The 23,422-nt window shown below is 68.8% G+C and carries 24 protein-coding genes and 1 pseudogene; 8 read left to right on the forward strand and 17 right to left on the reverse strand.

Features of this window, described 5'->3' with window-relative positions:
- Positions 1 to 81 precede the first annotated feature (81 nt).
- From ACH34Q_RS44715 to ACH34Q_RS44730, 4 genes are read right to left on the reverse strand one after another with little or no spacing between them, the layout of a single operon-like run.
- Positions 82 to 1,848, reverse strand: a complete 1,767-nt coding sequence (locus ACH34Q_RS44715) for a cation acetate symporter (RefSeq protein ID WP_395989337.1) — start codon at positions 1,846 to 1,848, stop codon at positions 82 to 84.
- A 25-nt stretch (positions 1,849 to 1,873) separates the two neighbouring features.
- Positions 1,874 to 2,302, reverse strand: coding sequence for a hypothetical protein (locus ACH34Q_RS44720; protein WP_395989338.1), 429 nt, complete (start codon positions 2,300 to 2,302; stop codon positions 1,874 to 1,876).
- The gene (locus ACH34Q_RS44725; RefSeq protein ID WP_395989339.1) at positions 2,299 to 3,093 is read right to left on the reverse strand and encodes a LytR/AlgR family response regulator transcription factor; all 795 of its coding nucleotides are present in this window, start codon (positions 3,091 to 3,093) and stop codon (positions 2,299 to 2,301) included. The genes ACH34Q_RS44720 and ACH34Q_RS44725 overlap by 4 nt, the downstream gene beginning before the upstream one ends.
- Before the next feature lie 46 nt (positions 3,094 to 3,139).
- Entirely contained in the window at positions 3,140 to 4,462 is a 1,323-nt protein-coding gene (locus ACH34Q_RS44730) for a sensor histidine kinase (protein WP_395989340.1), read from the reverse strand.
- A 132-nt stretch (positions 4,463 to 4,594) separates the two neighbouring features.
- Between ACH34Q_RS44730 and ACH34Q_RS44735 the strand changes: the two genes are divergently transcribed.
- Complete coding sequence (locus ACH34Q_RS44735) at positions 4,595 to 4,933, forward strand: hypothetical protein (RefSeq protein ID WP_395989341.1); 339 nt, start codon at positions 4,595 to 4,597, stop codon at positions 4,931 to 4,933.
- A complete protein-coding gene (locus ACH34Q_RS44740) occupies positions 4,905 to 5,438 on the forward strand; it encodes an acyl-CoA thioesterase (protein ID WP_395989342.1) in 534 nt (177 codons plus the stop codon). The genes ACH34Q_RS44735 and ACH34Q_RS44740 overlap by 29 nt, the downstream gene beginning before the upstream one ends.
- A 70-nt stretch (positions 5,439 to 5,508) precedes the next feature.
- Here ACH34Q_RS44740 and ACH34Q_RS44745 read toward each other — a convergent pair whose 3' ends face one another.
- Positions 5,509 to 6,096, reverse strand: coding sequence for a hypothetical protein (locus tag ACH34Q_RS44745; RefSeq protein WP_395989343.1), 588 nt, complete (start codon positions 6,094 to 6,096; stop codon positions 5,509 to 5,511).
- A gap of 8 nt (positions 6,097 to 6,104) precedes the next feature.
- Positions 6,105 to 8,615, reverse strand: coding sequence for an ATP-dependent Clp protease ATP-binding subunit (locus ACH34Q_RS44750; protein WP_395989344.1), 2,511 nt, complete (start codon positions 8,613 to 8,615; stop codon positions 6,105 to 6,107).
- 333 nt (positions 8,616 to 8,948) lie between these two features.
- Here ACH34Q_RS44750 and ACH34Q_RS44755 point away from each other — a divergent pair, with 333 nt between their 5' ends.
- Complete coding sequence (locus ACH34Q_RS44755) at positions 8,949 to 9,545, forward strand: TetR/AcrR family transcriptional regulator (RefSeq protein ID WP_395989345.1); 597 nt, start codon at positions 8,949 to 8,951, stop codon at positions 9,543 to 9,545.
- 105 nt (positions 9,546 to 9,650) lie between these two features.
- Here ACH34Q_RS44755 and ACH34Q_RS44760 read toward each other — a convergent pair whose 3' ends face one another.
- Positions 9,651 to 10,469, reverse strand: coding sequence for a metallophosphoesterase family protein (locus ACH34Q_RS44760; RefSeq protein WP_395989346.1), 819 nt, complete (start codon positions 10,467 to 10,469; stop codon positions 9,651 to 9,653).
- A 51-nt stretch (positions 10,470 to 10,520) separates the two neighbouring features.
- Between ACH34Q_RS44760 and ACH34Q_RS44765 the strand changes: the two genes are divergently transcribed.
- Positions 10,521 to 11,084, forward strand: coding sequence for a hypothetical protein (locus ACH34Q_RS44765; protein WP_395989347.1), 564 nt, complete (start codon positions 10,521 to 10,523; stop codon positions 11,082 to 11,084).
- A 59-nt stretch (positions 11,085 to 11,143) separates the two neighbouring features.
- On the opposite strand, the gene ACH34Q_RS44770 is transcribed toward ACH34Q_RS44765, so the two are convergent.
- Positions 11,144 to 11,851, reverse strand: a complete 708-nt coding sequence (locus ACH34Q_RS44770) for a DUF72 domain-containing protein (protein WP_395989348.1) — start codon at positions 11,849 to 11,851, stop codon at positions 11,144 to 11,146.
- Positions 11,852 to 12,158: 307 nt separating this feature from the next.
- Between ACH34Q_RS44770 and ACH34Q_RS44775 the strand changes: the two genes are divergently transcribed.
- Positions 12,159 to 12,650 (forward strand): nuclear transport factor 2 family protein, encoded by a 492-nt coding sequence (locus ACH34Q_RS44775; protein ID WP_395989349.1) that lies wholly within the window; start codon positions 12,159 to 12,161, stop codon positions 12,648 to 12,650.
- 53 nt (positions 12,651 to 12,703) lie between these two features.
- On the opposite strand, the gene ACH34Q_RS44780 is transcribed toward ACH34Q_RS44775, so the two are convergent.
- The 4 genes and pseudogenes from ACH34Q_RS44780 to ACH34Q_RS44795 all read right to left on the reverse strand — a co-directional run bounded on the left by ACH34Q_RS44780 (position 12,704) and on the right by ACH34Q_RS44795 (position 16,560).
- Positions 12,704 to 12,925 carry a hypothetical protein gene (locus tag ACH34Q_RS44780; protein WP_395989350.1) on the reverse strand — a complete coding sequence of 74 codons (222 nt, stop codon included), beginning with the start codon at positions 12,923 to 12,925 and terminating at the stop codon, positions 12,704 to 12,706.
- 228 nt (positions 12,926 to 13,153) lie between these two features.
- A complete protein-coding gene (locus ACH34Q_RS44785) occupies positions 13,154 to 13,753 on the reverse strand; it encodes a DsbA family protein (RefSeq protein ID WP_395989351.1) in 600 nt (199 codons plus the stop codon).
- A 39-nt stretch (positions 13,754 to 13,792) separates the two neighbouring features.
- Positions 13,793 to 14,200 (reverse strand): annotated as a pseudogene (locus tag ACH34Q_RS44790) (methyltransferase); the annotation flags it as partial.
- A 1,439-nt stretch (positions 14,201 to 15,639) separates the two neighbouring features.
- The gene (locus ACH34Q_RS44795) at positions 15,640 to 16,560 is read right to left on the reverse strand and encodes an alpha/beta fold hydrolase (RefSeq protein WP_395989352.1); all 921 of its coding nucleotides are present in this window, start codon (positions 16,558 to 16,560) and stop codon (positions 15,640 to 15,642) included.
- Positions 16,561 to 16,652: 92 nt separating this feature from the next.
- On the opposite strand from ACH34Q_RS44795, the gene ACH34Q_RS44800 reads away from it, so the two are divergent.
- Positions 16,653 to 17,282 carry a winged helix-turn-helix transcriptional regulator gene (locus ACH34Q_RS44800; protein ID WP_395989353.1) on the forward strand — a complete coding sequence of 210 codons (630 nt, stop codon included), beginning with the start codon at positions 16,653 to 16,655 and terminating at the stop codon, positions 17,280 to 17,282.
- A gap of 542 nt (positions 17,283 to 17,824) precedes the next feature.
- Here ACH34Q_RS44800 and ACH34Q_RS44805 read toward each other — a convergent pair.
- The 5 genes from ACH34Q_RS44805 to ACH34Q_RS44825 form a co-directional block, all read right to left on the reverse strand.
- Positions 17,825 to 19,159, reverse strand: coding sequence for an FAD-binding oxidoreductase (locus ACH34Q_RS44805; protein WP_395989354.1), 1,335 nt, complete (start codon positions 19,157 to 19,159; stop codon positions 17,825 to 17,827).
- A 350-nt stretch (positions 19,160 to 19,509) separates the two neighbouring features.
- The gene (locus tag ACH34Q_RS44810) at positions 19,510 to 20,943 is read right to left on the reverse strand and encodes a DUF222 domain-containing protein (RefSeq protein WP_395989355.1); all 1,434 of its coding nucleotides are present in this window, start codon (positions 20,941 to 20,943) and stop codon (positions 19,510 to 19,512) included.
- A 525-nt stretch (positions 20,944 to 21,468) separates the two neighbouring features.
- Complete coding sequence (locus ACH34Q_RS44815; protein WP_395989362.1) at positions 21,469 to 21,663, reverse strand: DUF397 domain-containing protein; 195 nt, start codon at positions 21,661 to 21,663, stop codon at positions 21,469 to 21,471.
- A 1-nt stretch (position 21,664) separates the two neighbouring features.
- Positions 21,665 to 21,844: a DUF397 domain-containing protein gene (locus ACH34Q_RS44820; RefSeq protein ID WP_395989356.1), complete on the reverse strand. Its 180-nt coding sequence runs from the start codon at positions 21,842 to 21,844 to the stop codon at positions 21,665 to 21,667.
- Positions 21,835 to 22,614, reverse strand: a complete 780-nt coding sequence (locus ACH34Q_RS44825; protein ID WP_395989357.1) for a Scr1 family TA system antitoxin-like transcriptional regulator — start codon at positions 22,612 to 22,614, stop codon at positions 21,835 to 21,837. The genes ACH34Q_RS44820 and ACH34Q_RS44825 overlap by 10 nt, the downstream gene beginning before the upstream one ends.
- 138 nt (positions 22,615 to 22,752) lie before the next feature.
- Between ACH34Q_RS44825 and ACH34Q_RS44830 the strand changes: the two genes are divergently transcribed.
- On the forward strand, positions 22,753 to 23,148 hold the full coding sequence (locus ACH34Q_RS44830; protein ID WP_395989358.1) for an ATP-binding protein: 396 nt from the start codon (positions 22,753 to 22,755) through the stop codon (positions 23,146 to 23,148).
- Complete coding sequence (locus ACH34Q_RS44835; protein WP_395989359.1) at positions 23,138 to 23,374, forward strand: hypothetical protein; 237 nt, start codon at positions 23,138 to 23,140, stop codon at positions 23,372 to 23,374. Before ACH34Q_RS44830 ends, ACH34Q_RS44835 begins: the two co-directional genes overlap by 11 nt.
- The last annotated feature ends 48 nt before the right edge of the window (positions 23,375 to 23,422 follow it).

Below are 23,422 nucleotides of genomic sequence, written 5' to 3' on the forward strand. Positions count from 1 at the left end.
CAAGTGATTCGGCGGTGAGCGGTCCCGGCGGTGAGCGATGGTTTCGGCCGTGAACGGCGGCAGGGCCGGCCTTACCGGCGGTCAGACCCGTTTGGGACGCCACGTACCGCGGTCGACGTCCAGCGACTCCGGAGCGTGCAGCCGCACCATCATCCGGGCCACGCCGGGCGGGATGCGGCCGGGCGTGCACCAGGAGACGACGATCATGACGGCGAACGCGATCGGGACCGTCCAGGCCGCCGGCTGGGCGAGCAGCGCCCCGGCCAGCCCGCCCGGCGGACCGGCCGCGATGGTCACCACGACGGCGGCGCCGGCGAGCGTACCGCCGGTCACGAGCCCGGCCAGCGCGCCCGCCACCGTCAGCCGCCGCCACCAGATGCCCAGCACCAGCAGCGGGCAGAACGTGGACGCGGCGACCGCGAACGCCAGCCCCACCACGTCCGCCACCGCCAGCGAGCGCGCCGCGACCGACAGGGCGAGCGGGACGGTCAGCGCGAGCAGCGTCGCGACACGGAACGAGCGAACCCCGCCGCGCAGGATGTCCTGGCCAAGGACGCCGGCGACCGACACCGTGATGCCCGAGGACGTCGACAGGAACGCCGCGACCGCGCCGCCGGTCACGAGGGCGCCGAGCAGGTCGCCGCCGAGCCCGCCGATCACGCGGCCGGGAAGGGTGAGGACGACGGCGTCGGCACGGCCGGTCATCAGCAGCTCGGGCGTGTAGAGCCGGCCGAGCGCCCCGTACAAGGACGGGAGCAGGTAGAACGCGCCGAGCAGGGACAGCACCAGCACGGTCGTACGGCGCGCGGCCCTGCCGTCCGGGTTGGTGTAGAAGCGGACGAGGACGTGCGGCAGCCCCATCGTGCCGAGGAACGTGGCGAGGATCAGCGAGTACGTCGCGTACAGCGAATGCTCGCGCCCGGTCAGCGGCATCCCCCACTCGCGGTCGGTGACGGCAGCGGTCCCGTCGACGTGCGGGACGTCCGCGCCCTTGGGGAACGTGACGGCGGTGTCCTGCTCGAAGCGGTGCGGCCCGGGATCGAGCGTCAGCGCGCCCCCGTCGTGCGGCCGCCCGCCCCCGTACTCCCTGCCGCCCCCGTACTCCCTGCCGTCCACGCGCCCGTCCACCGTGACCGTGACCGGAGCGGTGACCTGGACGGTGACCGCGAGGCCGATCGAGACGGTGGTGCGCTCGGTGAAGCGGGGCGGCATGTCGCGATCGAGGCCGGGCGACCCGTCGAACCGCCAGGCCAGCGCCAGGAAGATCAGCGGTACGGCCAGCGCGGTCAGCTTCAGCCAGTACTGGAACGCCTGCACCATCGTGATGCTGCGCATCCCGCCCGCCAGCACGGCGGCGGCGACGACCACCGCGATCAGTACACCGCCCGCCCACGCCGGCGCGCCCGCGACCGTACGCAGCACCAGCCCGGCGCTCTGGAACTGCGGCAGCAGGTAGAGCCAGCCGATCAGGACCACGAGCACGCTGGTGACGCGGCGTACCGCCATCGACTCCAGCCGCGCCTCGGCGAAGTCGGCGAGGGTGTACGCGCCGGAGCGCCGCAGCGGCGCCGACACCAGGACCAGCAGGACCAGGTAGCCGCCGGTCCAGCCGGCCGGCAGCCACAGCATGTCGGCGCCGTAGGCGAGGATGAGCCCGGCGATGCCGAGGAACGAGGCGGCCGACAGGTACTCGCCGCCGATCGCCGAGGCGTTGCGCAGCGGCGTGACCGTACGGGACGCGACGTAGAAGTCGGACGTGGTGCGCGAGATGCGCAGCCCGAGCGTGCCGATGAGGACGGTGGCCGTGACGACCAGAACCACCCCGGCCAGCCCGTACGCGGCGCTCACCGGACCGGCGGACGGCCCGGGCCGTTCATCGGTCCTCGCCCGGGGCGCGGTCGACCAGCTCGGCGAAGTCGCGCTCGTTGCGCTCGGCGTGCCGGACGTACCACCAGCCGCACAGCACGAACCAGGGATAGATCAGCCCGGCCAGGACCAGCCAGGCCAGCGGGACGCCGAGCAGCCGCTGCTCGCGCAGCCCGGGGAACATCGAGAACAGCGCGGGAAGCCCGAACACCACGCACGACAGCACCAGGCACAGCCGTACCGCCAGGCGCAGCTGCGTCTGCACGAGTGAGCGCATGTACGCCTCGCCCAGCCCCGTCTGCTCGTCGATCTCCCGCGTGACGGGATAGCGGGGACGGCGCGCCGCCCGCGAGCGCGGCCCCGTGACCAGCACCCGTCCCGGCGCGGGGGCGGGCCTCGGTCCAGGAGGCGGGTCCGGCTTGCCGGGGTCGTTCACGGGGACCGCCTCGCCCGGCGGACGAGCAGGTCGCGGAGTTCGCGGATGTGCCGGCGACTGACCGGCAACTCCGCTCCGCCGACCAGGATCGTGCAGCGTCCCGAGTCCAGCCGCAGCTCCTCGATCGCCGGCAGCGCCACCAGATGGCTGCGATGCACCCGGACGAACCCGGCGCCGCGCCAGCGCTCCTCGAGTGCGGCCAGCGGGATGCGCACCAGGTGGCTGCCGCCGGCGGTGTGCAGCCGCGCGTAGTCGCCCTGCGCCTCCACGTACAGGACCTCGGCGGGGGCGACGAACCTGGTCACTCCGCCCAGCTCGACCGGCATCGGCTCCGGCTCGGCCTCGGGTGTCCGACCCGCTCCGCCGGGAGTCCCCGTTCCGGCGGATGCCCTCTCGGAGACCCGCTCGGTGACTCGCCGGATCGCCTCGGCCAGCCGTTCGGGACGGACCGGCTTGAGGATGTAGTCGGTGGCCTTGATCTCGAACGCATCGACCGCGTGGCCCTCGTAGGCGGTCACGTACACGATGTGCGGTGCCCGGGCGAACTGCGCCAGGACCCGGCCGAGCACCGTTCCGTCCAGGCCCGGCATCCGGATGTCGAGAAAGACCGCGGTGAACGGCCGGCCCTCCGCGAGCGCCCGGTCCAGCTGGCGCAGCGCGGTGGCGCCGTCCCGGGCGGTACAGATCTCGCCGATCCGGGGGTCGGCGCTCAGCAGATGGACGAGGTCGTCCAGCGCGGGCGCCTCATCGTCCACCGCCAGGACCCGCAGCCCCACACCAGCGTCGTCCACTGCCGCCCTCCAGTGCCGTGGGTCACATTCCAGCGGGCGGCCACCGTCAAGTCAACCGGCCCTCATCGACGCCTTGCGAGGCGGTGACGCCGGGACGGTACTTGGGGACCCGCAGCGTCACCTTGGTTCCGGCGCCCGGTCCGGTCTCGACCGCGAGACCGTAGTCGTCCCCGTACACCTGGCGCAGCCGGTCGTCGACATTGGCCAGCCCGATCCCGGCCGCTGCCTCTCCCCCGGAGTTTCTCCCGCCGGAGTCGCCGGCATCGGCTTGGCCGGAGCCGGCTGTGTCTGCATTGACCTGGCCGTTCTCGCCTGGTCCGTGGTCGCCTGGTCCGTGCTCGCCGGTACGGTGCTGCCCGGACAGGAAGCGCCGTACCTCTTCCGGGTCCATCCCGATCCCGTCGTCCTCCACGCTGATCGCGCAGTCGGACCCGGCGTCCTCTGCCACGATCGTGATCCGGCCGGGTGCCGAACGGTCCTGCAGCCCGTGCCGTACGGCGTTCTCGACCAGCGGCTGCAGGCACAGGAACGGCACCGCGACCGGCAGCACCTCGGGCGCGATCCGCAGCGTCACCCGCAGCCGCTCGCCGAACCGGGCCCGCTGGAGCAGCAGGTAGCGGTCGATCGAACGCAACTCCTCGGCCAGCGTGGTGAAGTCCCCGTGCCGCCGGAACGAGTAGCGCGTGAAGCCGGCGAACTCCAGCAGCAGCTCGCGGGCCCGTTCCGGATCGCTGCGCACGAACGAGGCGATCGTGGTCAGCGAGTTGTAGATGAAGTGCGGCGAGATCTGCGCCCGCAGCGCCCGCATCTCGGCCTCCATCAGCAGCGTCCTGGAGCGATCCAGCTCGGCGAGCTCCAGCTGGGAGTCCATCCAACGGGCGACCTCCTCGGCGGCGCGGATCAGGCCCGCCGGCACCTCCTCGCCGTAGACGGCCAGCGTCCCGACGACCCGGTCGTCGGTGGTCAGCGGCACCACGACGACCCGGCGGATCGGGCAGTCGAGCAGGTCGCAGCCGACATCGTGGACCTGGGTGCGCCCGTTGCCGAGCGTGACCTCGGCATGTCCGGGCACCTCGCCGGCATGGTGCTCGTACGCGCCGTCCCAGGTCAGCATCCGCTCGCCGTCAGTGATCGCGAGCGCGGGCGAGCCGAGCAGGACGCGCAGGTGGCGAGCCGCCTTCTGCGCACCCTGCCCGGTCAGCCCGGCGCGCAGCGCGGGCGCGGCACGCGACGCGGTGTGCAGGGTCTCGAACGTCGCACGCCGCGCCGGGCCGCCCAGATTGCCGCCGCGGCCCTGCACCCGCCACCACAGCAGCGCCGGAACCCACGTGACGGCCAGGGCCGCGATCACGGCGATCACCACGTTCATCCGCGCAACGCTACGCCGACCGTGCTCGCAGCGGCAGTGCTCGCAGCACCGGACTCACACCGGCAGCGCCCACACACCCGGAGACAAGACTCATTGCTAGTGCAATTGCTAGCAATTGCTATGCTCAACCGTGTGGATCCCGAACAGACCGCCGCGGCGCTGCGCCAGATCTCCCGTGGGCTGGCGGCCCTCGCCGACGCGATCTCACCCCCGTCCGGGCCGGCCGCGCTGTCCGATGAGGACCGCTACCGGGCGATCATGAACGACTGGGGGCGGCGCGGCCTGACCCGTCCCGAGGCCGGCGAGCTGTTCCGCCGGCACGGCTTCTCCCCGCAGGCCGCTGGCGGCTGGGCCCGCGGCGGGTGGATGGAGGTACGCGACGACGGGCTCCGCCATCTCACCGAACGCTCGCACCAATGGCTCGCCGAGCAGGAGGCACCCGATGAGCAACATGACTGGCAGCGCCGCTGACGGCGTGACCGTGACCGACAGCGTGAACGCGGCCGACGGCGTCGACGGAACCGGCGGCGAGAACGCGGCGGGCCCGTTCTCGGTACGGCTGGACGTCCGGCTCGACGACCTCGATCCGCAGCTGCACGTCAACGGCGCCGTCTACCAGAAGTACGCCGACCACGCCCGGTTCTCCTGTGTCGAGGCGGCCGGGATCTCCGTACCGGACCTCATCGGCGGCGGTCTCGGCCCGGTGAACCTGGAGACCGTGATCCGCTACCGCGCCGAACTGCGTGCTCGCGACCAGGTCGACATCACGTGCGCGTGGATCTGGGGCGAGGGCAAGACGTACCGCGTCGAGCACGTGCTGCGGCGCGCCGACGGCACCGTGGCCGCCGAGGTCTCGCACGTCAGCGGCCTGCTCGACCTGCGCACGCGCCGCCTGGTCACCGACCTGGCCGCGGAATGGCACCGCCGGGCGGCCCGCCCCGAGCTGCTCGGCTTCGGTACGGGCGCGACTCCCTAGGACACGGCTCTCCAGGACACGACTCCCTAGGACACGACTCCCTAGGACCGACTCTCCAGGACACGGCTCTCTAGGAGAGGTCGTCCTCGAGCCGGGTGATGATCGGGGTGAGCAGCTCGTTCAGCTCGGCGACCATGACGGTCAGGGCGCGGTACGCGGTCTCGGCGACCGCGGCGTGGTCGGTCATCGTCTCGGGGGCGGCCGGGAGGTGGTCCAGCGGTACGGGCGCGTCCACGCGCAGGGTCGCGCGCAGGTGGGGCGACTTGGCCACGTCGCGGTCGGCGGGTTCGACGAACTGGCCGAAGATCTCCGGCCAGCCCTGCCAGCCGCGGTCGCGCCACCATTCGCGGGACGTGGTGAGCGCGGCGGGCGGCGGCGACACCAGCGCGATCCGGGCGGTCATCGAACCGTCCCAGGCGTTGCGGACGCATTCGGCCGACAGGATCCGGCGGTGCCGGCGCACCAGGCCCGGGTCCATGATCGGCGGGGTGGCGACCCGCCAGGCGGCGCAGCAGAACGTGACCGGCGCGATGTCGCCCCAGGCACCGTCGAACTCACCGATGTTGGCCCACAGCTGTTCGGTGTAGAGGCCGTCGCTGAACCGGGCACGCTCCCTGTCGTACCGGCCGTCGATCCAGAAGGCCCGCTGAGCGACCATCCGCCGGCTCAGAGCGAGGTGATGCCGGCGGCGGGCGGGACGGCGGACGCCTTGGGGACACCCTTGAAGGTGAACTTGGCCTCGTCGCTCGCACCCTTCTCGCCCGTGCCCTCGACGCCGATGATGACGATCTGGCCGGGCTGGAGCTCGTTGTAGAGGATCTTCTCCGAGAGCTGGTCCTCGATCTCGCGCTGGATCGTGCGGCGCAGCGGCCGCGCGCCCAGCACCGGGTCGTAACCGCGCTCGGCCAGCAGGTCCTTGGCCTCCTGCCGCACCTCCAGGCCCATGTCCCGGTCCTTGAGCCGCTCGTCGACCTTGGCGACCATCAGATCCACGATCTGGATGATCTCCGCCGGCGTCAGCTGGTGGAACACCACCGTGTCATCGACACGGTTGAGGAACTCGGGCCGGAAGTGCTGCTTGAGCTCCTCGCCCACCTTCGACTTCATCCGGTCGTACGAGCCCTGCTCGTCATTGGACCGGGCGAAGCCGAGGGACTGGCCCTTGGAGATGTCGCGGGTTCCCAGGTTCGTGGTCATGATGATCACGGTGTTCTTGAAGTCCACCACCCGGCCCTGGGCGTCGGTCAGCCGACCGTCCTCCAGGATCTGCAGCAGCGAGTTGAAGATGTCCTGGTGCGCCTTCTCGATCTCATCGAACAGCACCACCGAGAACGGCTTGCGCCGCACCTTCTCGGTCAGTTGCCCGCCCTCCTCGTACCCGACATAACCGGGAGGAGAACCGAACAGCCGCGAGACCGTGTGCTTCTCCATGAACTCCGACATGTCCAGCTGGATCAGCGCGTCCTCATCACCGAACAGGAACTCCGCGAGCGTCTTGGACAGCTCGGTCTTCCCCACTCCCGAAGGACCGGCGAAGATGAACGAGCCACCCGGACGCTTGGGATCCTTCAATCCCGCCCGGGTACGGCGGATGGTCTGCGACAGCGCCTTGACCGCGTCCTCCTGGCCGATGATGCGCTTGTGGAGTTCGTCCTCCATCCGCAGCAGCCGGGTGGACTCCTCCTCGGTGAGCTTGAAGACCGGGATACCGGTGGCGGTGGCCAGGACCTCGGCGATCAGCTCCTCGGTCACCTCCGCCACGACGTCCATGTCGCCGGCCTTCCACTCCTTCTCCCGCTGCGCCTTCTGCGCCAGCAGGCGCTTCTCGTTGTCACGCTGCCGGGCCGCGCGCTCGAAGTCCTGGGCGTCGATCGCCGATTCCTTCTCGCGCCGCACTCCGGCGATCTTCTCGTCGAACTCGCGCAGGTCCGGCGGCGCCGTCATCCGGCGGATCCGCATCCGCGACCCCGCCTCGTCGATCAGATCGATCGCCTTGTCCGGCAGGAACCGGTCGCTGATGTAGCGGTCGGCCAGCTGCGCCGCCGCCACCAGCGCGGCGTCGGTGATGGACACCCGGTGGTGCGCCTCGTACCGGTCCCGCAGGCCCTTGAGGATCTCGATCGTGTGGCTGAGCGACGGCTCGGCCACCTGGATCGGCTGGAACCGCCGCTCCAGCGCCGCGTCCTTCTCCAGGTACTTGCGGTACTCCTCGAGCGTCGTCGCGCCGATCGTCTGCAATTCACCGCGCGCGAGTTTCGGCTTCAGAATCGACGCTGCGTCAATGGCGCCCTCGGCCGCGCCCGCACCCACCAGCGTGTGCAGCTCGTCGATGAAGAGAATGATGTCGCCGCGCGAGTGGATTTCCTTGAGGACCTTCTTCAGCCGCTCCTCGAAATCACCGCGATAACGCGAGCCGGCGACCAGCGCGCCGAGGTCGAGGGTGTAGAGCTGCTTGTCCTTGAGCGTCTCGGGGATCTCCCCCTTGACGATCTTCTGGGCCAGGCCCTCGACGACGGCCGTCTTGCCGACGCCAGGCTCGCCCACCAGTACCGGGTTGTTCTTGGTACGGCGGGACAGCACCTGCATGACCCGTTCCATCTCCTTGTCCCGGCCGATGACCGGGTCGAGCTTGCCCTCGCGCGCCGCCTGGGTCAGGTTGCGGCCGAACTGGTCGAGCACCAGCGACGTCGCGGGCCCGCCCGCCTCCACCGGCTCGCCGGGACGGCCCGGGTCCTTCTCCTGGAAGCCGTGCAGCAGCTGGATGACCTGCTGGCGGACCCGGTTGAGATCGGCCCCCAGCTTGACCAGCACCTGGGCGGCGACGCCCTCACCCTCGCGGATCAGCCCCAGCAGGATGTGCTCGGTACCGATGTAGTTGTGGCCGAGCTGCAGCGCCTCGCGCAACGACAGCTCCAGCACCTTCTTGGCGCGCGGAGTGAACGGGATGTGCCCCGAAGGCGCCTGCTGGCCCTGGCCGATGATCTCCTCGACCTGCCGGCGCACCGATTCGAGACTCACACCGAGACTTTCCAGTGCCTTGGCCGCGACGCCCTCACCCTCATGGATCAGACCCAGGAGAATGTGCTCGGTACCGATGTAATTGTGGTTGAGCATTCTGGCTTCTTCCTGCGCCAGAACGACGACCCGCCGCGCCCGGTCGGTGAACCTCTCGAACATCACGTGCCCCCTGCTGCCGCGGGCCGATGCCGCGGCCGGACGAAAGCGGAGTCTATACTCTGCTTCAGATTACGGAGCGGCGACTCGGAATGTCAACGCACACGATTGCCGGTACAAGAGCCGCCGGCGAACAGAGTTGTCAGCACAGGGTCGGCGGCACAGCGTTGCAAGCACAGGGTTGCCAGCGCAGGGTTGTCGACAACGCGCCGTCGACACAGCAGCGTTGTCAGCACAGCGTTACCTGCACAGGGTTGTCAGCACAGCGTTACCTGCACAGCGTTGTCAGCACAGGGTCGCCAGCACACAGGGTTGCCAGCACACAGGAGACCGACGATGGCCCCGTATGAACCCGCCACCGCCGGCCGGTCCCTACGCGCCGACGCGCGGCGGAACCGGACCCGCATCCTGGAGTCCGCCGAAGCGGTCTTCGCCGCCAAGGGCCCGGCCGCCTCCACCGAGGAGATCGCGCGCCGTGCGGGCGTGGGCGTCGGAACCGTCTTCCGCCACTTCCCGACCAAGGAAGCGCTGCTCCAGGCCATCATCGGCGAACTTGCGGCCCAACTCGCCGGGGACACCGAGTCCCTGGCACGGCACGGTGATCCCGCGACCGGCTTCTTCACGTTCTTCAGCCGCCTGGTCGAACGGTCGTCCCGTACCAAGACCGTGGTCGACCTGCTCGCCGAAGCCGACACCGCCGTCACGGTCGTCAAGCCCGTCCACCTGCTGCGGCGGAGCATCGAAGACCTCCTGGCCAATGCCCAGCGCGCCGGCACCGTACGCGAGGACGTCCGCACACCCGAGGTGATCGCCCTCCTCGCCGGAATCTGCCAGGCAACCCTGTACACCGGCGGGGATCCCGAACTCCGCGACCGGACCCTCGCCATCGTCTTCGACGGCCTGCGCCCCGACCGCGACGCCCCCTCACGTTGACTCGTGGCGTGTTCGCCTCTGGCGGCGTCCTTGGAAGCGAACACGCCACGAGTCAACGAGGGGGGCGCGGTCCGGGAGCAGGTGTGTGCGTAGGCGGTCACCGCATTAGAGGATCCGGCGGGGGCCGTTGGGGGTCTCCCCGCGCTTGCGCCACTCCTTGGGGTAACCCACCGATACCTCCTCGAACGGCACCCCGTCGCTATGCATCGTCCTCGGGATGTGCAGGTGCCCGTATACAACGCAGGTCGCCCCGTACCGTACGTGCCAGTCCCCGGTACGCACAGTGCCGCACCACTGCGCGAACTCCGGATACCAGAGGACTTCCGTGGGATCGCGTACGAGCGGGAAGTGGTTGACCAGCACGGTCCTGGTGCCTTCCGGCAGTTCCTTCAGACGCCGTTCGGTCTCGGCAATGCGGGCATCGCACCAGGCCTCACGACTCGGGTACGGGTCGGGATACAGCAACGCCTCATCGGTGCACACGATCCCGGCCTCGTACGCGATGGCCAGGGCCTCCTCCTTGTTGGAGGCACCCTCCGGCCGGAACGTGTAGTCGTACAGAACGAACAGCGGCACCACCGTGACCGGCCCGTCCGTCCCGTCCCACACCGCGTAGGGGTCCTCCGGAGTGAGCACGCCCAGGCCCCGGCACATCTCGACAAGCCTGCGGTAACGCTCCTCGCCCTTGGCCTGTACGGGGTCGTCCTTGATCGTCCACAGTTCGTGGTTGCCCGGGACCCACACCACCTTGGCGTACTTCTCGCTCAGCGTCCGCAGCGCCCACTCCACGTCCGAGAACCGTTCGGCGACGTCCCCGGCCACCAGGAGCCAGTCCCCCTCGTCCTCGGGACGCAGCCCCTCCACGAACCGCTTGTTGTCCTCGAACCCCACATGCAGATCGCTGATGGCGAAGAGACCACTCATGGCCGGATCATAAGGCCCCCGCCAAATGTCCCGTTCTGGGAGTATTCGCGCGTGGAACTCGACGAGATCAGCGCCATCGCCGACGATTACGCGGCACGGCTCGGCATCCGGGCCCCGAAGGTCAAGCAGGGCCGCGTGCTCCGTTACCGGACGGGAGGCGCCTGGCTGCGGCTCCGCGGCAGGTGGCCGATGCTGGTGGTCGATTCCAGGTTCGGAGCTCTAGAACCGGCGGAACAGGAAGCATGGCTCGCGTATGTCATGAGCGCCGCTCCCCGTTTCCGGCGCTGGCACTGGCAGCAGTTCCTGGCATGGTTCCCACTCGTACTGATCATGGTCATCGTCGTGATCGCTGTAGAAGAGCTGCTCCCCCAACTGGGGGAGATACCCTTCCTGATCGTCGTGCTCGGAGGGTCTCTGCTTATCATGCGGTGGTACCAGGAGGTCTGCTTCAAGGCCGATCGCGCGGTGGTGGACGTGTTCGGCTGGCCCGTCATGGACACGATCCTCGACCTCGAGCGCAGGCTCTCATCCCGAGTAGGACGCGCTCTCTTCAGCACCCCTTCGCCGGCCCGGCGGACGGCGCGTCTCGAGCAGTTCACGCGCGTGCCTGAATGACCGCATGTGCCTCAGTGAACTCGCATCTCAGTGAACCCGCATCTCAATGAACCTGTATCTCAACGAACTCGTATCTCAACGAACTCGAAGGCGTTGCGCACGGCGGCGCCGCCCGGGTCGTTGTTGAAGTAGACGTACGCGTCGTCCCCGATGAGGCGGGCCCAGGTCTCCAGTGCCCTCTTCCCGTACCGTGGCCACGGACGGGCGGCGCCCTCGTGGAAGCGCAGGTACGTCCAGTCCGCCGTACGCCACAAGGGTGTGACCGGGCGTCCTAGCCGGTCGGCCCAGCAGAGCGCCGCGCGGTGCCGTTCCAGCACCTCGCGCGTCTCGTCCGTCCACCAGGAGATGTGCCGGGGCTCGACGGCCACGCGCACATCAGTTGGGAACAAGGCCAGGCATTCCGCCAGCCGTACGGGATCGACCTGGAGGGTCGGCGGGAGTTGGAGCAGGATGGGGCCGAGTTTGTCGCCCAGTCCTCGTGCCACGCCCATGAGCCGTTCCACGGGCTCGGCCGGCTCCTTGAGCCGTTTGATGTGCGTCAGGAAACGGCTGGCTTTCACCGCCATCACGAAACCGTCCGGAGTACGCTCCCGCCAGCTCTCGAACGTCTCCCTTTTGGGCAGCCGGTAAAACGCGCCGTTGTTCTCGACCGTGGCGAACGATTCTCCGTACCGTTCCAGCCACAGGCGCTGGGGAAGCCCGTCCGGGTAGAGCACTTCGCGCCAGTCCGCGTACTGCCATCCGGACGTACCGACGAGCACCGGCATGCCGCCGTACCTACCCCAAGACGCCGTGCGAACCCAAGACCTGTGTGAACCCCAAGACGCTGTGCGAACCCAAGACCCTGTGCGAACCCGAAGAAGTCCGTACGGACCGCTCCAGGCACAGACCCGTCCCGCACTCCCGTTGATCGGGAATCACGGGTGCACGCCACTCCCGCCGTGCCTAGGCTCCCCGCAACGCGCGCAGACACGGGTGGTTTGCAGACACGGATGGTTTGCTGGCACGGATGGTTTGCTGGCACGGATGGTTTGCTGGCACGGATGGTCGCAGACACAGAGGGGTGGGGGACGCATGAGCACAGAGATTCAGGCCCTCGAACGCCGGATCGCCCGGCTCGAGGCCGTCGAGGCGATCAAGGCGCTCAAGTACCGGTACTGGCGTGCCTGCGACGGTAAGGACCCCGCGGCATTCCGGGGCTGCTTCATCCAGAAGGGCGCCTCGGTGGACTTCGGGCGGCTCGGGCGGTTCGACGACGCGGATCCGATCGCCGAGATCTTCGCGGACGTGGCGCTGGCCAAGCAGGACGGCCGGTACATGATCCTCGACATGCACCACGGCGTTCACCCCGAGATCACGCTGCTGGACGACGGGTCCGCCGCCGGCCGGTGGACGCTGCGGTTCCGCAACCTCAACCTCGTGGACGGGACCGAGACCGTCATGGCCGGGGAGTACGACGACCGGTACGTGATCGAGGACGGCGAGTGGCGGATGGCGCAGTGCCATTTCACGATGCTGTGGAACCGCACGTTCCCGCTCCCCGCCGAGGCCAGCGTCGTCCAGTAACCCAGGCACCCCTCACCTAACCCACGGCAACCGTCGAGCGGTTCGGCTGCTTGCTACGAGCCACTTTGCAGCAGCCACCACAACGTCCCTGCCAAGAGCAACGCGAATACCCCCATCCGAACGAACAATTGGAACGTGGTCCGACGCATTCCCGGAATCGCCGCCGCCGTGCGCCGCAGATCCGCCAGCGCACGCTGCCATCGCGCGAACGCGACCCCCGTGAGCCCCGTGACGACCAGCGCCAATGCGACGAACATCGCCGATGAGCTGTTCATGGCGCCCATGCTGACCCGGAAGCAATATCAACACTGCCGGGTGGCCATGCCCGGCCTACCCTTTCGCCGCATCCGGCCACCACCGCCGCGCCCACCCCGGCACCGCCGACGCCTCCTGACGCTGCCGGCCCATCCCGGCACCGCCGGACGCTGGCAGCGCCACCCGCGTTCCGGTGCTTCGCCCCGACCCGCCTGCGGCTCCGCCCCGTCAGCCGCCTTCGTCCACCTTCAGCCGTCGGCCCTCAGCATGGTCAGGAGTGCCGCCTCCGTCTGGGCGCCGGTCAGCGCGGGCCGTTCGCCCACCTGGAGGACCGGGACGCCGCGCACACCAGAAACACGCACCCGGTCGAGCTCGGCGCGCGTCTCTTCGGCGCCTTCGTCGCTCCATTGAACGCCGGCTTCGGCGGCGAGCTTCTTCAGAGTGTCCGCGTCGGCAATGTTGAGCTCGTCGGTGTGATGGGCGCGGAACAGCCGTTCCACCATCTCCTCGGCCCTTCCCTGCCCGGCGGCCACCGCGATGAGGCGGTGCGCCTCGAAGGTGTTGGAGAAGATCGCCCTGTCGTGCCGGAACTCCAGCCCTTCATCGGCGGCCTTGGCGGTGATCCCGACGACGGCGTCGGCCGTGCCGTCACCGAACGAACGGCGCAGCACCTCGATCTTGAGTTCGCCCTCCACGGTCGCGTCCGGACTGAGCTGGTACGGCGCGAAGGCGACCTCGGCCTGCCCGCCTTCCGCCCGGAAGCGGACGAGCGCCCGCTGCAGGCGCGCGAATGCGAAGTAGGACCACACGCAGGGAATGTCGAGTACGAAATGCACGGTCGTGTTCATACCGAGAACGCTACGGAGACCCCACGGCCAGAGAATCTGTCACGTGACTGGTGCGTCGGCACGGGACGCCTCCAGCAGGGAGAACGGACCCGGCGGCCGTACGACGCGTTCCAGCGAGAAGCCCGTTCCACCGAGAAGGTTCCGCCAGTCGCTTTCGGTACGTTCGCGCCCGCCCGTGATGCCCATCATGGTGAGGTCCATCAGAGCGGCGGAAGCCGAGACGCCTTCGTCGGGAAGAACGGCATCCAAGGGGGCGGCGTTCATCAGAACAAGACGGGCGCCCGCCGGGGCCGCGTCGTGAACGGTACGAAGGGATGCGGCGGCCCGCTCGTCGTTCCAGTCGTGCAGGATCAGGCAGGCCAGATACAGAACCGCGCCGGCCGGGCCAAGCTCGAATAAGTCGCCTCCCGCGGTGGTGACACGGACGGCGATACCCGCGCCCGCGAGCCGCCTGGCCGCCTGGCCGCCTGGCCGCCACCCACGGGTGGTTCACCCCTGGCCCGGTCAAGCTCGGCGAGCACGTCACCCGACTCGTTACCACCGCTGCAACCGAACTGGAGGACGGACCGAAGTGACGCCCACGACCGCGAACCCGTCCCCGCCCGGGGGCCACGCCCGCAGCATCACGCACACCGATGGAAGACAAGCGCATGACCACCACCAGCTCCATCCAGGCCCGCTGGGAGAGGCCATCACCCCGCATGTGATCCAGATGAGCGGAGGTATCGGTGTTCCGCGACCAGCGGTCCTTGGGCAACAACCGGATCGCGCCGTGCACGGTGCACCTCAAGCAGAGGCCGTGCCGCGAATGGCTGATCGCCAACGCCGACCCTGCCGACACCGTCCTGTACGTTTGGCGTCGACTGGCCGGAAGAGTGTTGGCGGCCAGTTCCGACTCCCCGCCCATGGCCAGTTGGTAGGGAGCTGAATGGCCGTGGACATCATTTGTAATGAGATAGCCGGAAGTTAGCTGCTGCCGTTGTGGTCTGCCGGAAGGCAGATCGTGGTGAAGGCTTCAGTCTCCGCCGGGGAGGGCCGGAATGAGGGTGCCGTAAAGGGCACTCCGGGGCCGGGTACCTGCGGTCCGCACTACCGAGGGGAGACCCGGGGAATCGGTCGGGATGACGCGGGGGCGCCCAGTCGATACCACTGCCCGATTCCGGCTCGTGCTCTCCTTGGCCAGGCAGTGAATGTCCCCACCCCGCCGATGCGCGAGCCTGGATCGGTGTGGGTCGAACCTCCCCGCCCCGCAACCGCAACCGCTGGCGCTGGCGCTGGCGCTGGCGCTGGCGCTGGCGCTGGCGCCGACACCGAACCGTCCGGACACGCGCGGATCGGCTACGCCCGTGCCTCCACGCTCTGCCAGTCCCTGGACACTCATCTCCGCCAGTCCCTGGACGCCCAACTCGACTCGCTCAAGGGTGCTGGCGTCACGCGGATCTTCTCCGAGAAGATCTCCGCCCACGCCAGGACGCGGCCCGAACTCGACAAGGCCGTCATGCGCACGTTCCGCGACCACGGCGGCCTCACCGAACAAAGTTGACCGCCCGCCGCGCCCATTCGAGGGCGCCAGGAGCCCCGGCTCATACGAGGTCAGGGGCGCGGCTCTCCGGCATCAGGTCGGCACTGGACAAACCCGATGGTTGCCCGCCGGCTGGGCTTCAACGTCGGGCTCTTGGGAGCTGTGGTGGGAGTGGGCGTCGCGATGATGGTGGCGGGTGACTGTGTCAAAGGCGTTGAGGCCTGCGAAATCGGTGGCGACCAAGCTCACCGGACCGGCAGGCCTTGACTTGTCCGAGCCCGCAGCGCGTGTTGCTGCGCGCTGCCGCTACGCGATGCCGCTGCGCGATGCCGTCACGACCCGGGCGGTGGCGGGTGGGAGTGGTCTATCGGTCTGTCTCACCCGCACGAGTCGCGTCTGTGCCCTGTGTCGTGGCCCAGTTGCGGAGCGCGGCGACGAACTCCTCGGGCGCGTCGGACTCCGTGTAGAGGCCGGCGCCCTCGACGATCACGGTCTCGTGCTCGGGGAAGGTCGTTTCCAGACGTTCGCGCTCCTGGGGACGGAAGGCGATGTCGGCGTCACCCCACACGATCAGTGTCGGCAGGTGGGCGATGCTCGCAAGGCCGGCCTCGACCTCGGCGAAGAAGGTCCGGCTGGCGAGGACCCGGGCGGGGAACATGGCGGAGGCTTGGCGTCGCTGGGGGGTGTCCAGCGCCTGGCGGTAGTGGGTCATCTCGGCTGCGGTCAGCTTCCGCCTTCGGTGGCCTGCGGGCATGAACCAGTTGACGAGGACGTTGAGCCGCCGGACCAGGAAGCGGAACGGGGGTCCGCCGATGATGCGGCCGAACCACTCGAAGTGGAATACCCCGTTGACCGGCCAGGCGAAGGTGTTGGCGAGCACCAGCCGTTCGAAGATGCCTGGCCGCCGCTGCACGGCGGCCAAGCCGATCATGCCTCCCCAGTCCTGCCCGACCAGAGTGACCCCGTTGAGGCCGAGCGTGTCGACGAACCCGGTGACCACGTCTGCGTGCTCCTCGGGCAGGTAGCGGTAGCCGGGCTTCGGCGTCGACAGCCCGAAGCCCGGGTAGTCGAGGGCGATGCACCGGAAGTCGTCGCGCAGCGCGCGGATCACCTCGCGCCAGAGGAACGACCAGGTCGGGTTGCCGTGCAGGAGCAGCAGGGTGGGACCCGACCCCTCGTCGACGTAGTGCACGGTGTGCCCATCGATGTCGACGAAGCGGCTCTCGAACGGGAACAGGTCGTCGTCGACCCAGTCGGGCCGCGCGCTCTTGGTGGTGTCGGCCATGGCGGCACCCCTCCCAGTTCGGTTTCTCCCAGCCCGGCCTCGCGGTAGGCTTGAGTCTGTCAAGCATGCTTGAGATAATCAAGTAGAGGAGGATGATGCGTAGCTACGGCCAGTACTGCGGGCTTGCCCGGTCCCTCGACGTCGTCGGCGATCGGTGGAACCTGCTCATCGTCCGCCAGCTCCTCATCGCCCCCGCCCGCTACCGGGGCCTGATCGACGGCCTCCCCGGCATCGCGACCAACCTGCTCGCTGACCGCCTCCGCGTCCTCGAGGCCTCGGGCGTGGTCGAGCGGCGACTGGCCGACGAGGGCAGCGTGGTCGAGTACGCCCTCACGTCCTGGGGTACCGAGCTGCGCCAGCCGATCGAGAGCCTGATCCGCTGGTCCACCCCGCTGATGGTCGGCGGCCCCGACGGCGACTCCTTCCACCCCGAGTGGCTCACCCTCGCCGTCCCCGCCCTGCTCGACACCCGGGTCAAGGTCCGCCCCGCCGCGACGGTCGGCCTCGAAGTCGGCGGCCCGCCCTTCCAACTCCGCGCGACGTCCTCCGGCTTCGAGGTCGGCCCGCATGACGGCCGCGACCTCGACGCCACCGTCCGCGCCGATCCCACCTACGTCCTCGGCCTCGCCGCCGGCGCCCTCACCCTCAGCGACGCCCGCGCCCTCGGACTGGTCGAGATCGACGGCGAGGAGTCCGTCGTCCGCACCGTCTTCGCCGCCTGACGGGGCCGCTCCGTCAGGCCCGCCGGCGGCAGCATCCCGTAGAGATACCGCTGAACCTTGACGGTCGTGGCGTACGAACGGACGGATTCTCTCGGGCGTCGGCGACGACGGTGTAACTGGTGCCGTCGTCGCGCCGCGCCGCGCCGGCCAGTCCTCGTCGTCGTCGGGGTCGGGGAGTCCGCTGGAGCATCTTCATCACATCGTGTGCACGGACCTGCCCGGTGTAGATCGACACCACCACCCGCAGGCAGGGGCGCGTCAGCTTGTCCCGGTCGACCTCTCCGACGTCGGGGCGGCGGCTGCGTCACCGAGGCCTTCGCCGCGGTGCTCGTGACGGAACGCTGCGCGCTTTCGTCCCCGGCCTGCAGGGCGGCCGGTGCTACAGGCGGGCAGCGGGGTGCCGTACACCGGGCATATCCCGGTGGCTGCAACCGTCGTCGCCTTGATCATCGGCCGCTCCAGCCGCGGGGGCCGGGCTTGGGGCGGTCCTGGCCGAGCGCGGCGCGCCTCAGGCCCGCAACGTCCTCGCGGGTGTGCGTTTTCTAAGCCGGCCCGCTTGGTGGGATGTTGTGGTTGAGGTGGAACACGTTGTCGGGGTCCCACGTGTTCTTGAGAGGGATGAGTCGAGCGAGCTTCTCCGGCGGGTAGGCGCGCTGAACGCCCGTCCGCCCCTCGTCGGTGAGGGCGTTGACGTAGGCGCCGCTGGAGTACGGAGCAAGCGACGTACCGAACAGCCGGGCCGCCGCGATCCGCGACTCGTCCTCAGCCGAATCCGTCCATTTCGCGGCGGCGACGAACTCGACAAGGGCGTCGCGGTGGCTGAAGGCCGTCGCCTCGTCCGGGATGTCGGCGATCGCCCCACCGTAGGCTTGCAGGCTCGCGTACGGCAACGCCTTGCCATGCCCGTCCTGAGAGCCGCGCAGGATGAACGCTTCGATCGCGGCGTCCGACAGGTCGCGGAGAAAGTGGCCCTTCCAATATCGCCGGTACGCATGGCCTTCGATATCGTCGTCCATTCGCTGCAATTCCAGGTAGGACGGCTCGCTCGTGCGCTCAGCAACCGGTGTACCGAGGGACCGCAACTCGGCCAGCAACTCGCCGGCACCTTCCGGAGGGCCGATCCAGACGAAGCCGGCACTCACGCGTGGCTCGCCGTCCACCTCGCCGACCCATGCCGTCAGCGTGGCCGCACGAGACACCGTCGGCGCGAGATCGCGCCATCCGCGTAGGACTCCAGCGGCATCGTCGAGGGTGAACCAGAGATCCGCCACCAGCGTCTGTTGCGCGACCGGGTGCAACCGGAACTCGAATTCGGTGACCACCCCGAAGTTCCCTCCACCGCCGCGCAGGCCCCAGTACAACTCCGGGTTCTCCTCCGCGTCGGCCCGGACCGTCCGGCCGTCCGCCGTCACCACCTCGAACGAGATCACGTTGTCGCAGGTCAGACCGTACTGCCGGGCAAGCCAGCCCATCCCGCCGCCGAGCGTGAGTCCGCCGACACCGGTGTGTGAGACATTGCCTGCGGTGGTGGCAAGCCCGTGTGGCTGACTGGCCCGATCCAGTTCACCCAGTAGCGCTCCGCCCTGGACCCAGGCCCGGCGCCGCTGCGGATCGACCCGTACCCGGTTCAACGGCGTCAGGTCGATCATCAAGCCATCATCGGGCACGGCGTGACCGATGATGCTGTGCCCGCCGCTGCGCACACCGATCTCGAGGTCGTTCTCCCGCGCATGCCGGATCGCGGCGACCACGTCGTCCCGGCTTGCGCACTGCACGATCAGCCGAGGCTTGCGATCGACCATCGCATTCCACACGGCGCGGGCGCCGTCGTATCCCTCATCGCCTGGAGTCAGGACACCGCCGTCGATGTGCTCCATACAGCCCACCCACTCCTTCGCTCGTGCGACAGTGAATCAGGTGCTGGGGACATTCCTACGCAGCCGTCCATGGGACGGAACTGGATCAGTAGCTGTGGGCAGACCCGCCTAATGGAAAATCTGGCGGGCACGGAACGACCGACGTATTCGAAATGACTTTGCCACCACAGCCTCTCCGCGCAGAACGTCCCGTACCCGTCTTGCGCCCGCAGTTTCTCGAACGAGGGTGGCAGCCGACCACAACCCCGCAGGCCAGTGGCCGAGGTCGGCCAGCACCCCGGGAACGGCTCCTTGTTCAGAGTCGAAAATCTGCGGGCGGTCAGTGTCGTAGCGCGGCCGCCGACCCGAAGTCAGGTCTCTGACTGCTGACCGTTGACGAGCAGCCCACGCTGCGGCGGGGGCGCGCTTGATCTGTCTTCCCGCGCCGCCGCTCCGCGGACCTGGGCCGAAGCACCAGAACCGGGCCCCTCCGTCCGCACCGCTCCTCCGCGGACCTGGGCTGGGGGATCAGGGCCGGGTCCGTCCTTACGCACCGCCGCTCTCGACGTCCCGCGTGTGGTTCGGGGACCGGATGGTGGCAGGAGCCGGTAGATGAAACGTCCGTCCTGGCCTTTGCTGATGTGGGTCCGGTCGGGGTTGGTGTACACCCAGCGGTTGTGCCAGCCGCAGGTGAGGGCAAGCCGGTCGATGTCGGTGGGGCCGTTGCCGAGGGCCCAGCCGTCGACGTGGTCGACTTCGCACAGCGTGCCGGGGACTTCACAGCCCTGTACAACGCAGGTGGGATAGAGCGTTTCCAGGACGCGGCGTTGGGCGGGGGTGGCGAAGCGGACCCGGCGGCCGAGGTAGAGCGGAAGGTGGCCGGGCCCTAACAGGAGCGGGGACACGCCGGCGGCCAGCGCGATGCGGCGGGCCTGCGCGGCAGGGATGGGGGTGCCGTCGACCAGCCTGGCGGGAGTACGGCCGCCGGTGAGGGTGTCCAGGTCGACGATGAGGGTGACTTTGGTGGCGCGGTGCCCACCCGACAGCACGCTGGACAGCACCGCCGCCGTTCGTTCCGGCAGGTCCCGAAGATCTTCGGGACCGGTGGGCTTGGCCAGCGGGGCGAGTGTGCCGTCCCAGAGCGCGGCATCCTCGGCATTCAACCAACCCTTGATGTAGCGGCCACCGTCCAGCGAACGGGTCGAGGTGATCCAGGACCGCTCGTACCCGCGAGCGGCATCCTCGGGTATCCGCTCCGTGCCGTCGCGTTCCGCGATGACATCCCGGATGCGGGTACCGAACGCGGCGACCTTGCCTGCGGAGAAACCGTCGTCGACCATTTCCAGCAGTACTGTCTCGGCCTTGCCACAGTCATCGTCGTCCAGGCGCGCGACCGACTGCACCACCGCGGTCGCGTACCCGCCCGACAGCGTTCCGCCGGCCAGGCGTGCGGCGACCTTGGGCAGGCGAGGCAGTTGGCGGGCCAGGAGGACGCGCTCCTTGGCGCGGGCGTCACGCATGCCCAGGCCGGACCGGAGCCAAGCCTGGGTGGACGGATAGCCCCAGCGGCGCATCTCGCCGGCGCCGTCCACCACACCGATCAGGCCGGCCAGCGCACTCTCTTGCACGTCGGCGGCGCGGACCAGCGTCGCGGTCCATTCCATGCACTCCGCCGCCGAGCCGGACGCCCGATCAGAGACCGAACCGGGGCCGAAGCGGCGGGCCAACTCGGACATGATCGCGGCCGCCGCGTCCACCAAGCGACCGGTGGACAGCGCCTCCACATCGAGCAAGCTCGAACACATGAGCGAAAACTACTCAACGTATCGAACTGATCACAACAAGCGATAAGCGTTGCTTAGATCACACCGCGATCGAACCGTCCGGCAGACACGTTCCCGCGAACGTACAGCGCCACATCGCGCGGCCCGCGAGGCGGATCCGCTCCCCTCCTGACATCACCCGGAGCCCGTCCCCGTGAGTCAACAGCTGTGGAGCTGGGGGTCTCCGTCCAGCGCGGCTCGGTGGTCCACACCTCGCGAGTCGGCCTGGACGAGGCGTTCCTCCAGGGGACGGTGTTCGCCCCGGCCGTAACGCCTCGCTCCCCCCGGGCAGCCCGGCTATGACCCCCACCCCGAGCAGGAGCACAGTCAGAGCCAGGCTTGAGACCAGGCCGACCGACGACACGACTTCGGTGGGGATGGTGGAGGTCGCCGTCGGTGGCGTCGGCATCGGCGTCGGCAGAGATGTGCGGGACGTCGCGCCGTGAACGCGAAGGACCCTGACCCGTCTAGGCAGGTCAGAGTCCTTCGAAGCTGAGCCGGGGGGCTCTACTTCTTGAGTCGGGCCAGGAACATCCGGAACTCCGCCTGGCCGAGAACGAGCCTGGCCCCGTCTGGACGCTTGGAGTCCCGTACGGCGATGGCCTCGGGGAGCCTCGCCACCTCTAGACACGCGCCGCCCTGATCCTCGCTGCGCCGGGGCTTTCGCCACGTGATGGCCTCTGTGGAACGACTCCCTTCCAGGTCAGGACCGCTTCAACTCACCGACCAGAGACCGGAAGGCACCCTGACCAAGGACGAGCCTGGGCCCCTCGGGATCCTTCGAGTCTCGCACCCCGACTGCCTGCGGAAAGCGTGCCACCTCTACACAGGCATCTCCCTGCTCGCCGCTCTGTTGGGACTTACGCCACGTCGTCACGTCCACCGAACAACCGCCTTCCGTAGGAACTCGCGTGAATCGTCGGCGCTCAACGCACGCGCCTGCAGCGCGGAAAACGCGCCGACGATCGGCAAGATATCCTCTCGGTCGTTCGACGTGCTGCCGCCTCTCGTAGTTGGCATGTACAGCAGGTCCTCGCCGTTCGGCTGAGTCGCCAGATTGAACGGCCCTCCGAGTCCCCAGTGGTACGCGGTGGGAGCTACTTGAAGTGCAACGTTCTCCCATTCCGACACGGCCAGCAGATGCGCACACTGCTCTCGCATCACCTCTGCACCTCCCATGCAGGTCCACAGGACGGTCTCGGCTAGAACGACGCTGATCAGTGGGGGTTCCTTACGTTTGAGTACGGCTTGACGTCGAAGACGCCCTTCCACCGCAGCTTCCGAAAGCACAAGGGCACGTATGTACGCTTCCGTCTGAAATAGCCCGAAGACGAGCATGGTCTCGTACGCCCGCAGGAGCGCAGCCGTCTTCTCTGCATCTGGGTATTCGACGAACCAGCGCGGATATCCGATGGACCTGAGTTGCTCGTCCCACGCGTCCACGAAGGCCGTGTCGGTGCCGAGTGCACGGTCGAGACGCTCAGCGAAGTCCCGACGGCAACGCGTCGTACCTGCTTCGACCTGTGCGATATATGCACGTGTGACGTTCACGGCCTGGGCCAACGCGTTCTGCGTGAGTCCGGCGTCCTGCCGTACACGCATGAGTTCTGCACCGAAGCGCCTGAGTTCGGGAGTTGGCTTCCTCTGAGCCACGTTGCCCTCCTGAGGGGTGGCGGGGGGACACCAGCTGTAACTGAATTGCTTGCGTCGAGCTGGTTACCTGGTGACACTACTCTCTGCAAGTGACCATGTGTGAAGAGTTATCAAATCCTCACTACATGGAGTGATCACATGCCCGATCCGGCGACGTTGGTGATCAAGGCGCGGCTGGAATCGATCAAGGAAGCGCGGGACTTCATCAAGCTGGTCTTCGGAACGTGGGGCCTGGAGGACTTCGCGGCGCGGATCGTGGTCAGCGAACTGGCGACCAATGCGATCAAGCACGGGTCCCGCGAGAACGATCTCGTCGTCGTCCGCGCGTACCGCCGCGACGAGGGATGCGCGGTGATCGAGACCTGGGACCGAAGCGAAGCACTCCCCGTCCTCCAACCCGAGAACTACGCCTCCGAGTCAGGCCGTGGCCTGCTGCTCCTGGAGCAACTGGTCACCCGCTGGGGCACCCGGCCCCTGACCGAAGGCGGCAAGATCGTCTTCGCCGAGCTGGAGGCCGTCCCCCATGAGGGATGACATCCTCCTGCTCTTCCTGCGCGAACTGTTCCCCGGCTGGGACATCACCATCGACCGGCACCTCCTCCGGCGCGCCACCGGCCGCATCCTCATCTCGGCACCATCGGCCGAAGAGCTGATCGACTGCCTGGCCGTCGCCGACCCCGGCGCCTGGACCGAATCACCCGCCTGGCACTTCCTCACCAGCCTCCCCGACGAAGCCCCCATCAACTCCGCAGCATGTTGACTCGTGGCGGGTTCGCCCCCACTGGCGGCCCCCAAAGCGCAAACCCCA

It is taken from the genome of Actinomadura sp. 9N407 (genome assembly GCF_044326315.1).
In the GTDB taxonomy this organism is placed as follows: domain Bacteria; phylum Actinomycetota; class Actinomycetes; order Streptosporangiales; family Streptosporangiaceae; genus Spirillospora.

What these genes read in the sequence shown, in the direction of transcription:
- ACH34Q_RS44745 (WP_395989343.1), bottom strand. Translation starts at nt 6,096, where the DNA reads ATGGTCGCTCAGCGGGCCTTCTGGATCGACGGCCGGTACGACAGGGAG.
- ACH34Q_RS44740 (WP_395989342.1), top strand. Translation starts at nt 4,905, where the DNA reads ATGAGCAACATGACTGGCAGCGCCGCTGACGGCGTGACCGTGACCGAC.
- ACH34Q_RS44775 (WP_395989349.1), top strand. Translation starts at nt 12,159, where the DNA reads ATGAGCACAGAGATTCAGGCCCTCGAACGCCGGATCGCCCGGCTCGAG.
- ACH34Q_RS44805 (WP_395989354.1), bottom strand. Translation starts at nt 19,159, where the DNA reads ATGGAGCACATCGACGGCGGTGTCCTGACTCCAGGCGATGAGGGATAC.
- ACH34Q_RS44760 (WP_395989346.1), bottom strand. Translation starts at nt 10,469, where the DNA reads ATGAGTGGTCTCTTCGCCATCAGCGATCTGCATGTGGGGTTCGAGGAC.
- ACH34Q_RS44810 (WP_395989355.1), bottom strand. Translation starts at nt 20,943, where the DNA reads ATGTGTTCGAGCTTGCTCGATGTGGAGGCGCTGTCCACCGGTCGCTTG.
- ACH34Q_RS44830 (WP_395989358.1), top strand. Translation starts at nt 22,753, where the DNA reads ATGCCCGATCCGGCGACGTTGGTGATCAAGGCGCGGCTGGAATCGATC.
- ACH34Q_RS44755 (WP_395989345.1), top strand. Translation starts at nt 8,949, where the DNA reads ATGGCCCCGTATGAACCCGCCACCGCCGGCCGGTCCCTACGCGCCGAC.
- ACH34Q_RS44730 (WP_395989340.1), bottom strand. Translation starts at nt 4,462, where the DNA reads ATGAACGTGGTGATCGCCGTGATCGCGGCCCTGGCCGTCACGTGGGTT.
- ACH34Q_RS44835 (WP_395989359.1), top strand. Translation starts at nt 23,138, where the DNA reads ATGAGGGATGACATCCTCCTGCTCTTCCTGCGCGAACTGTTCCCCGGC.
- ACH34Q_RS44750 (WP_395989344.1), bottom strand. Translation starts at nt 8,615, where the DNA reads ATGTTCGAGAGGTTCACCGACCGGGCGCGGCGGGTCGTCGTTCTGGCG.
- ACH34Q_RS44770 (WP_395989348.1), bottom strand. Translation starts at nt 11,851, where the DNA reads ATGCCGGTGCTCGTCGGTACGTCCGGATGGCAGTACGCGGACTGGCGC.
- ACH34Q_RS44785 (WP_395989351.1), bottom strand. Translation starts at nt 13,753, where the DNA reads ATGAACACGACCGTGCATTTCGTACTCGACATTCCCTGCGTGTGGTCC.
- ACH34Q_RS44800 (WP_395989353.1), top strand. Translation starts at nt 16,653, where the DNA reads ATGATGCGTAGCTACGGCCAGTACTGCGGGCTTGCCCGGTCCCTCGAC.
- ACH34Q_RS44795 (WP_395989352.1), bottom strand. Translation starts at nt 16,560, where the DNA reads ATGGCCGACACCACCAAGAGCGCGCGGCCCGACTGGGTCGACGACGAC.
- ACH34Q_RS44780 (WP_395989350.1), bottom strand. Translation starts at nt 12,925, where the DNA reads ATGAACAGCTCATCGGCGATGTTCGTCGCATTGGCGCTGGTCGTCACG.